Source organism: uncultured Sulfitobacter sp., from assembly GCF_947497275.1.
Classification (GTDB): domain Bacteria; phylum Pseudomonadota; class Alphaproteobacteria; order Rhodobacterales; family Rhodobacteraceae; genus Sulfitobacter.
In genome coordinates, this window is record NZ_CANMFS010000025.1 from 1 (window position 1) to 8,581 (window position 8,581).

At 54.4% G+C, this 8,581-nt stretch carries 4 protein-coding genes and 1 pseudogene; all 5 read right to left on the reverse strand.

Going from position 1 to position 8,581, the window contains the following annotated elements; translation table 11 throughout:
- Window positions 1-186: 186 nt before the first annotated feature.
- Window positions 187-2,370 (reverse strand): DEAD/DEAH box helicase, encoded by a 2,184-nt coding sequence (locus tag Q1A06_RS20520; protein WP_299567981.1) that lies wholly within the window; start codon window positions 2,368-2,370, stop codon window positions 187-189.
- A gap of 9 nt (window positions 2,371-2,379) precedes the next feature.
- Entirely contained in the window at window positions 2,380-3,687 is a 1,308-nt protein-coding gene (locus tag Q1A06_RS20525; RefSeq protein WP_299567982.1) for an ATP-binding protein, read from the reverse strand.
- Window positions 3,680-5,164 carry a tellurite resistance TerB C-terminal domain-containing protein gene (locus Q1A06_RS21115; protein WP_366523556.1) on the reverse strand — a complete coding sequence of 495 codons (1,485 nt, stop codon included), beginning with the start codon at window positions 5,162-5,164 and terminating at the stop codon, window positions 3,680-3,682. The genes Q1A06_RS20525 and Q1A06_RS21115 overlap by 8 nt, the downstream gene beginning before the upstream one ends.
- A gap of 24 nt (window positions 5,165-5,188) precedes the next feature.
- Window positions 5,189-6,209: pseudogene (locus Q1A06_RS20535) on the reverse strand (TerB N-terminal domain-containing protein); the annotation flags it as partial.
- Between the two features lie 133 nt (window positions 6,210-6,342).
- Window positions 6,343-8,178, reverse strand: a complete 1,836-nt coding sequence (locus Q1A06_RS20540) for a type II toxin-antitoxin system HipA family toxin (protein ID WP_299567983.1) — start codon at window positions 8,176-8,178, stop codon at window positions 6,343-6,345.
- Window positions 8,179-8,581: the final 403 nt, after the last annotated feature.

The window sequence follows — 8,581 nt, forward strand, 5'->3', positions numbered from 1 at the left end:
GTTACGCTCTCGAAATGACCGCCTGACAGACGCCCCCCAGGCAGCTTTCATGCCGGCGCAAACAAGTTGGCAATGCCTCGGCGGCAGCTGAATGCACTCATCTATATTTTAGAGCTTTCTGCCCACGATTTGAACAACCGACGCGTGATCTCGACCGCATTTTTCGCGGCTGTTTCAAAACTTTGCTTAAGCATGAGCTGGTCGAAAAACGAAACCCCCAACCACTGCGGCTAGCCTTTTTGGTTCCAGCCTCGATGAAACCGCATCCAACTCCAACAATTCGCGAGTCAAATACGGGTGGAACTTTTCAGTCAACAGGTTACCAGCGCCGGCAAATAGATCAACGCTTTCACCTTCTCCAATCCTTTTGCAAACTTCGGTTAGCGATGGGGTCTCGTCACCTGCTTCCACCTGTAAGAACCCATCATATTGTTCGACAGAGAACCCAAACCCTCTCAGCGCAAGTGCCAAGGTTGTTGTTTTCAGTGTCCCTACTCGTGTTGCGATGATTGAGGTTTCTTCGCCTAAATTGACAAGCGACGTGTTAACAAATCCCATATGCGCATAGTTCAGCCGCGCCTCCTCAAGCATTCCGAGCGCATTCGCGTCCATGTAGAGGGGCTTGGTATCGCCCTCCAACACATCGAACATGCGCGCGATTACCTTGTCATGGATCTCGCCCGGGTCCCCACCAAACACTGGCGGCACACCTGCTTTGGCAGGTTTGACCATAATTACCTTTTCCCGGTCATGGATTTCCTGAACCAGCCAACGGCGTCCGGAAAAGATGAGCATCATCCCAGGTGAGAGGATGTTGTCGATTGGCAATGTTCCAAGATCCCGCCCGTTTGAAACCAGCCTGTATTCTTCGGGCGTCTTGAACACCGCATAGAAGCTATAATGCTCGACTAGCCGCTCTCCGTTTTGGCCCAAGAGCAACAAACCACCGTCTGTCTGCTCTATCAAGCCAGTTTCAGGATGACCGAGCGCGCGCAGCACATCCGTGAACATTGCTGTGGTGACCTGCCGAAACGGGCCTTCGCGACACAGCACGCTGTATAGAATACTGGCTGGTGCCCCTCCCCTCTGCGCGATTACGGATAGGATCTGATGCACAAGTGTCGACAGATGCAGCGCTTGCGGCTTGGGTGGTTCACACCAGCCCTCCAACAACAGATCAATCATCGCAATCGACCGGATCAGGCCTAGTCTCAGACGATCCACAAAGCTGCTATCCGAAGTCAGCCTCGTTTCTACCGCGTATTGTCGAAGGATGGCTGGCTGACCCTCCCTGCGTCCTGAACGTCCCAATCGCTGCCGCAGGGCTGCGACGGTGAAGGGTGCGCCGATTTGCGCCACACATGTTACATCGCCGATATCGATACCCAACTCTAAAGTGGACGTGCAGACAGCCGTGGTCGGTTTGCTGTTATCTTTCAGGCGCCGTTCAACAAAATCGCGGTGATCGCGTGAAAGGCTAGCATGGTGCGGATAAAACTCTTGGGGAAGATACTCTTGCTCGCACAGATTGCGCAGGCGGTCAGCGTAAATTTCAACACGTTGACGGGCACCGGCAAAAACAAGATTGTCACTTCCCCGGAGATGCTCGAATAAGTGCGCTGCGACGGCGTCTGTGGCAGACGGGGTGTTGTCGTCTTCTCCACCGGAAAGATATCCACGCAGCTGAAGTTTCAGTTCTGCTTCTCCGCCGTCTGCTTCGATCAATGTGACGTGTTCCGCATTGTCAGGCCGCAGATAAGCGCGGGCGAGGTCCATATCGCCAAGCGTCGCAGATAGTCCAATCCGGCGTATGGGCATTTTGATTGCCAACTCAAGACGTGTTAGCAGGGATCGCAATTGCACCCCGCGCTCACTATCGAGCACAGTGTGCAATTCATCGATCACCACAGCTCGGGTTGCACCGAACAGGCGCGTGATTTCCAAGCCGCGACGTACGAACAATGCCTCCAGCGACTCTGGCGTGATGAGCAAAATCCCTTTGGGATTTTTCATCGCGCGCGTTTTGACCGATTGCGACACATCGCCGTGCCACGGCACCACTGGAAGTTCCGCCTCTTGGCAGATGCCTTCCAGCCGCCCCGCCTGATCGGTGATCAGCGCTTTGAGTGGTCCGATGTAGAGCACGTCGAACCCGCCGCCCTCTGCCGGTGCATCCAGCACCTGAGAGATCAATGGAAAAAATGCGGCCTCTGTTTTACCACCGGCCGTCGATGCCGCGACGATGAGATCGTTGTCAGTTTCATAAATAGTCTGAATTGCACGCGCCTGAATGTCGCGCAGCTCACGCCAACCCTGCTGTCTGATCCACTTCTGGACGGGGCGGGCAAGTTGGTCAAAGGCGCTGCTCATCCTCGAGGCTCAGAGCTTGAAGCTAATCAGATCGTCGTCACCACTCGGCTGAGCGCCAGTCGTTTCCTCTACTTCGCTCATATCCTCGCCTCGGTCTTCTGAGACGTCGATCTTCTCGATCAGGTCACTCCATTCAACGCCTGGATTTTGCTCCAGCACGGACAGCAAATTCACAAAAGCAGTGACGGTATTGCGCGGCGTCCTGAAATAGGCCTCTCCAATCCGGTCCGAGCAATGGTTCATAAAGGCTTCCAGCGCTATATCCGGCAAAGCCGTTTCATCGTCCTGCATGACGCGTCTGACATTGGCCAATAGAACAAACAAATCTTCCGGCGTCAGGCTGGCCAGCCGCACAACCGGCCCCGACAAATCAACAAGGCCATCACGGGCGAAGGTGTTTTCTGCCAACCGCGATTGTAGGGCTTCGTAGCTGTAAAGCCCACGGCGCGTGTTCATCAAAAACTCTGGCGTGCCCCCCATCAAGAAGCCAAGGTTTTCGGCGCTACCCTGAAGCACGTCATTCAAAATGCGCAGGATTTGTTCGTAGTTCGCGTTGCGTGCCTGGGACGATGTGAGCTTGAACAGGTTTACCATTTCATCAAAGCCGACAAGCAGCCCTTTGTAACCCGCCTCGCACACAAAAGCCGACATCAGCTTGAGATGATCGTAAACGCTCGAATCATCGACAATCGTGCGCACGCCAAGTGCTTTGCGCGCATCCGTGCGGGTTGCGAATTCTCCCCTCAGCCAACGAAGTGCTGCCGACTTAAGTTCGTCATCCCCGTTTTCATGGCCTTCCCAATACCGGCGAATGACCTCTGCAAATTCAAAACCGCCAGTGAGTTCTTCAAAATGGCCCAAGCGCTCGCGAATGATGGTGCCCGTAGGCACATCTTTTTCCTCGGCGTCTCGGTGCGCTTGGCTGACAAACCGCTCAACCACACTGGCCAAAGCACCACCATCTGGCTTTGTGCGCGTTGACAGGTTGCGCGCCATCTCTGCGTAGAGGCCGCGCGCTTGCCCACCTGTCGCGTGAATACGCCGGTCGGGTGCTAGGTCAGCGAACATCACCACTAGCCCTTTTTCTAAAGCTACCAGACGGATCAGATTCATAAAGAAGGTTTTGCCAGACCCATACTCCCCGATCACGAAACGGATGGCAGAGCCTCCGTCCGCGATGCGTTCCATGTCCTTCACAAGTTCTTCGATCTCACGAACGCGCCCTACCTGAATATGACGCAGGCCCAGCTTTGGCACGACTCCCGCCCGCAAAGCCTGAACAATTGCATCGCGCTCACGTGGCTTCAATTTAGACATGACGCCCCTCCCCTTCTAATTTTTGTTTTACCGCATCCGCAATTTCCGGAGACACGTCATATCCATCATACTCGTCCAGCAAGGCTTCATCATGAGTTTCAAAGGCCCACTCGTTGACGGCCTCCAACGCACCAGACGGCATCAATCCATGCTTCCCACAAAGCTGTTCGAACGCGTCCTCGGTCCAGTTTTCTTGGCCCACCAAATCCAACAGCAGTGCACCATGTTTTGCACCTAGCCCAGCAAACAAAGTTACATCCTTGGAGTCCCTGCCCTCTTCTGCTTCTTCCTCGGCTTCAAATATCTGCCCTAGGACCGAAGACACCCGCGCGGTATCTGATCTAATGGCCGCGATCCGTGATGCGTCCAGCACTGGCGCGGTTGCCTTTTGTAGTTCAGGAATGGCCTCTCCAGAATTTCCCGGCTGGGCCGCACGAACAGTGCGTGGCGCGTCTGCAATCTCACCAGCGTGAAGGTCGGAATAGGCGAGTGATGGATCAAGGCCCAATGCCTTGTACACCTTTTCGATGCTGGCGACTTCTTCGGATTGGATGACACCATCGGCGTGTGCCGCACCCACCAAGGCCGCACGCATCGCCGTTTGGTCTTCCACACCAACATCTTTGAGTTTGCGGCGCAGCAGCGTCATGTCAGGCGGCACGGCAAGGAACCAAACTATGTTTGCCTGAAGCCGGTGCCTTTCCTGCTCACTGAGCCCCTCAACAGTTGCAACTTGGGTCTCCAACGCTTTGCGTTCAGCTTCGGCGATACGCCCGTCAGCATGGGCAACAAACGAGGCAAGGGCCAACTCCATCAACGCGGTCTGATAGCTTGCCGAAACATCTTCCAGCTTTTCGATCTGCTCGCCAAGATCAAACAAAACCACCGGCTCTTCCGGTTTCGGTGAACGCAGTGCAAAGCGCGGATCAGGTGCGAGCCCAAATCCAAGACGCGCCAAAGCATCTGCCGCCCCTGTTAGCTGTCTCTTTCCAATTTTCGTACTGCGCTGTCCTTCGAGTTTTTCGATGACGTCGGCCAGCGGAATAAGTCCGCCGCTCTGCATGATCCCCCTCGCCCACTCTTTCAGCGCTTCCATTTCTGTCGACGGGAACAGGATCCACAGATCTAGTGGCAAAAGGGCGTGCGCTTCGATGCTTCCCCTGCCCTCGGGGTTCCGACCAAGATAGCGGCTCAGCTTATCAAGGTCGTCTATGACTTCATCTGCAACTTCCTGCGCAATCTCGACCGGCTTTCGCAATCCGGAGATATCAGGAACGGGTTTGCCGTCGGCCGTCGGATTGAGAGTTCCTTCAAACTCGCTTGAGGCTGCGCGATAGGTGGCTTTGAGATGTTTGCGCGGCTTGCTGACCTTTAGGCCATTGGGAAAGCGATCCTCAAATCGGATTTTGAACAACGCCAAGAATTCATCACGGCAGCGCGTAGCGGGCGTGCGCAAATGGCTTTCTGGATGGCACATCAACCAGCTCAGAACCCAGTCCGCGCTCAGGTTTTCTCCCTTATCAAGACGCGCGCCAATCGCATACTTCAGCGAAAAAGGAAGCTCCCAACCCTGGCGTTCAAAGATCGGCTCCAGCGCCTCAAACTCTGTTTCGGCAAGTGTCGCAATATCAAGAAATTCTCCCAAGTATCGCTTCACCGAATGGTTTTCTGGATAGACGGAAATCAATCTGCGGACTTCCGCAATGATCCTTGGCATCAGCATTGGATTGATCGACGAAAAATCGACGTTCTAGCCCGTAAAAATACAAGAACATGTAGCCCGGATCATAGGATGGGTCAGACCGGCCACTTGCCAACCATTCAAGATAGGTCGCCCTGCTTCGTGCTGAAATGTCAGAATACCCAGGCCAGTATGACATGCCCTCCCCTGCCCTATCGTCCCCTGTCCTCGCGACGGAGAGAGAAGGGTCGATGTAGGCCCTGCATTTGTCGCGATAGCCATGATGATTGAGCAATGGCGGCGTGCCGACATAGACCAATCCGCCAATATCTCGCGCAGCAACGGTCACGGTCTCTGCCGCTGGTATCCAGCCATTTTTACGTGAATTCGTTTGCGGTTTGTGCGCTGTTGGCCGCGGGTTCTCATACCGCTTTGCAATTGCCGAAAGTTCTGGTGCCGCAGACTGGCCGGCACGCACGATTTCTGCATAGTCCTGTTTCGGTGGTTTGGGTGGCGTTCTCGACGATGATTGAACCGCATTCGCTTCACGCGTTCTTTCCCGCTCGCGTTCGATGCGTTTTTCGTGGGCACTTTCGCGGGCCGCTGGCGCGGACTGAGTTACTCTTGTGTTTGTGCTTCCCGCTTCAAGCACTTTGGCTTCCACTTTTCGGGAGCGTCTCTTTTCTTGCCACCAAACCAAAACGATAGGTAATCCAAAGGCAAAGAGCATTTGACCGCCCATGGGCCAGCCTTGAAACACAGTCACTACGGCAACCACGCACAACAAAAAATAGAGCGCGTAAAAAAATAGAATCCGAAAAAACTTTAGAACTGATGCCATTAACGAAACCCTCTTTCGGAACACACTAGATTGCGTGATTTGCGATGCAATCACTATCGCTCAGGTAGAAGTACAGTTTTCTTTTTTAATTCAGTATTTTCGCTTTGCTTAAGCGACCCACAAGTCTCTATATTTATGAGAATGCCGCGACCCGCTCCCTGCACAGGGAGAGCATAGCCTCTGCCCGCTCCTTGATATCACCGTGCAGACCAGCAAGATCAGGTAAAGAAACGCCGTCTATGGCTTCAGCGAAGCGCAGCAAGAAATGATCAATCTCTTCGCCGACACCAGTTGCAGTTAAACCGGCAATCGCCGCCACCTGCATGAAATCACGCCGCCGCAACCGGTCATCTTTGCCATTCAACTTCAGGGCCATGCGATCATGTTCAAGGCTCGGGAAGACCCGCGTCGTGACCGCATCATAGAGCGGCGCGAGGCGAATTGTGCTGAAGCGATCGGCATTAGGATCGGCAATCTTTAAGAGCGCTAGGTTCTTTAGGTGCATGTCGCCATCGCCGATCAACCAAGCAAAGAGGGCGCGCTTTACAACCAGTAGAATATCTTCCCCGGCAGATGTCAACAGCGGTCGAACTGCACGCGTTATCCTCTCGATTGTTCCATCGTACTTCGCATCGGGGGGCAGGTCGAGGACCGAACACAGATCCTCCAAAGCAAAGCGGCGTTCATCCTCGGGCGATGTGCGAATATCAAAGCGCTCGACCAATAAGGCAGGGGGCATGTCATCCGGCATTGCGACCAAAGCGATTTCAGGTGCTGCCAATCCTGAAGCACGGCCAAGAGTCATGCCAAGATACTCGATCACGGGAAGCGCCTGAAATCCGCTGGTTCCCGCGGGCTTCAAAATGTGGGTGAACGGCAAGCCCGCGCTCGGCGACAATTGACCATCCTGCGCCAAGTACATTGGCGCCTTGATCTGAACGCCAGACAGGCGCGGTGTGTCCGGCCTCTCATAAAGGCGTGCCAGCCCGGCCTCGAAATCTGCTTCAAGCTTGCCGCGCCCGGGGCCGGCATAGTTTCCGGTAAACACACCGTCGCGGGCATATCGGGACAACGACACGGATAGCATGTCTACGGGGAGCGATGCGAGCTCGGCTGCGTCTTCGCTGATCGTAATGTTGGACATATATCGTTTGCCCGAGCGCAGAACCGCACGCTCGTCATTGTCTTTGAGAACTTTCTCGAGCCATCCCTCTGGCAACAGTGAGAGGATGAAGGGGGGTAGCCTGCCAGGAACCCGCTGTTGCACGAGCGGCAAGTTGAAATTGTCTTGTGGCTGCCATCGCCATTCAAAACCGTCATGACCCAGCTGACCGACGATTTGCCCATGCCAAGCAACCGAGAACGTCAGTGCTGCTTCGTTGCGAACATCCACCGCAACAGCAGAACGCAACAAATATCGCTCTGTATGCTCCCCCTCGCGATACCATTTGTTTTCGCGCGCTAGCGCCCAAACCGCATCCGCCGCGGCAGTCGGGCTGCCGTATTCTTCAATAAGACGCGCGGCGATCTCGGTCCGCATCCCTTCATCAATCGCGCTGGCGTGCTCGCTGCGTTGCCGAAAGGCTTCAAGAAATCGCTGCCGCATCGACGAGACGGCGACTTTGAACTCCCCTGCCCCATCATCGACAATGGCAGTCGCGACCGCTGGCTGATCTGGCGCTACGTTCTGGATGATCTCCAGAGACCTGATCCGAGTACGCTGATTTCGTTTCCCGCTTATGAATAAGCGACCATCTCGCGTAGGTGCGAGCAGAGTGGCGCTGGCTGCCGAGAGATACGCCTTTGGATAAAGATAATGCGCAATCCGCACCGCATTCCGCAGAACAATTGCATCTATTTCTGCGTCGGCATCGACATAGACGCCTCGCATAAGTTGAACAAGCTTTCCTGTCTCAGCTTGGTAGTGAGCACGGTCCTTGTCGAGGTTTTCGCCAATGAGATAGAGCAATATTTTAACTTTCGCGCACTTGGGATACGAGATAGTTAGATTTTTTTATGGCCCCCGTCAAGAAATTCCAACTATCCCGCACATGACATGCGCGAAAGTTAGGTTGGAAGCGCCACTCCGAAGAGGCCTCACACGTAGCCGCGCGCACAAAAGCCACAACCAAGACCATGTTGTGGTCGTTCAATTTTGCTACACGTACCTTCCTGAAGGCCCGTCAAAAATGAGTTGCCAAAAGATATCAAGGCCAACCGTTCCAAACCAAAGAGGCAGAGAACGCCGTGATTGCATTAAAATTGGGTCTCTTGCAGCTTTCCAGAACTCACGAAGGCATTGCCAACTTGTTTACGAGTTCTGAACTGGTTATCGCTCGCGCATGAAGGTAACAGCCACAATGCCTCGCCTG